The 1586-nt window shown below is 65.4% G+C and carries 1 protein-coding gene; it reads left to right on the top strand.

The features are described from left to right. Window positions 1–94: 94 nt before the first annotated feature. Window positions 95–1183, top strand: coding sequence for an IS110 family transposase (locus tag ACUSIJ_RS29565; RefSeq protein ID WP_449311994.1), 1089 nt, complete (start codon window positions 95–97; stop codon window positions 1181–1183). Window positions 1184–1586 lie beyond the last annotated feature (403 nt).

Raw genomic sequence — 1586 nt, 5'->3', positions numbered from 1 at the left:
TGCCGCCTGTAATCGGCAGGCCGCGCCCGCGGCACCGACCGCCGCACCCGCCGCTGGTACACTGCCCGCCTCGAAACCACGCGGGAGGCGGATGATGGAATACTTTTGTGGGCTGGATGTTGCGATCGAGGAGACGGCGGTGTGCGTCGTCGACGATCGCGGCGAGATACACCTGACGGTCAAGGTGGCGACCGAGCCGGAGGTGCTGTTTTCGGTGCTGAAACCCTTCGTGGCGCGGCTGCGGCGCGTCGGCCACGAGGCGGGATCGCTGTCGCCCTGGCTGCATCCGGAACTGCTGAAGCTCGGCCTGCCGGCGATCTGCCTGGAGACGCAGCACGTGCGCGCGGCGATGTCGGCGCAACGCAACAAGACCGACGAGAAGGACGCGCTCGGCATCGCCCACCTCATGCGCACCGGCTGGTTCCGCCAGGCGCATGTGAAGACGGAAAGCTGCTACCGGATGCGGCTTCTGCTGACGCACCGGCGCAACCTGAAGCGCAAGTTCCTCGACCTCGAGAACGCCATCCGCCACTCGCTGAAGAGTTTCGGCATCCGGCTCGGCGGCACCTCGCGCGGCAAGTTCGACGCTGCGGTGCGCGAGGCGGTGGCGGACGATCCGCTGTCAGCTGAGCTGATGGACGCCATGCTGATGGCGCGTGCGGCGTTGTGGAAGCAATATTGCCGGCTGCACGATCTCGTCGTGAAGATCGTCGCCCGTACCGAACTATGCCGGCGGTTCCTGGCGATCCCCGGCGTCGGCCCGGTGACGGCGCTGTCGTTCATGACGGCGATCGACGATCCGTCGCGCTTTCGCCGCTCGCGCGACGTCGCCGCCTATTTCGGGCTGACCTCACGACGATGGCAGTCCGGCACGTCGATCGACGTTCAGGGCCGCATCTCCAAGGCCGGCGACGCCGATGTGCGGCGCGCGCTCTACGAGGCGGCGTCCGGCCTGATGACGCGCTTCAAGGGCAAGGACAAGGTCAAGACCTGGGGCCAGCAGATCGCCAAGCGCTCCTGCCACCGCAAGGCGGTGGTCGCGGTGGCGCGCAAGCTGGCGGTCATCATGCACGCCATGTGGAGCGACGGAACCTTCTATGTCGGCGACCCGGCGGCGAGCGAAGCCGACACCGCCCGGCGCGCGCAGGTCAAGGATCGCAAGCTTCTGGGAGCACATCGATGACCAGAGCGACAACCGTTGAAACGCATTGCGCCCGCACAATGACGGACGCAACCTGACCATACGAGCTCCGCTCCGGCGGATGAGGACCGATGCAGACCAGGAACGACGGGAAGCACGTTATCTTGCCTGCGGCCGCGCCGATCGACAGACGGCCGGACCGCGCTCGAATGCCTGTGATGATGCTCCGTCAGTCCGATGGAAAATTGCACCGCGACGGTTCGGGCGCTGCCACCGTGCAGCCAAAACACCCCGTCGCAGAGTGCGGAAGAGTGCACGGCGCATCGGAACTCCATGCCAACAAGCGGAAGCGTATTATGGACTACAGATTCGTATATTATCGCAGATGGAAGGAGAAACGACGATGGATGCAAAGTCTCGCCAAGCACGGCCGATTAAGAGGGCA

This window comes from Pseudochelatococcus sp. B33, assembly GCF_053570585.1.
The sequence above is the reverse complement of the archived record's forward strand: the minus strand, read 5'-3'. Positions and strand labels throughout refer to the sequence as shown.

What these genes read in the sequence shown, in the direction of transcription:
- ACUSIJ_RS29565 (WP_449311994.1), top strand. Translation starts at nt 95, where the DNA reads ATGGAATACTTTTGTGGGCTGGATGTTGCGATCGAGGAGACGGCGGTG.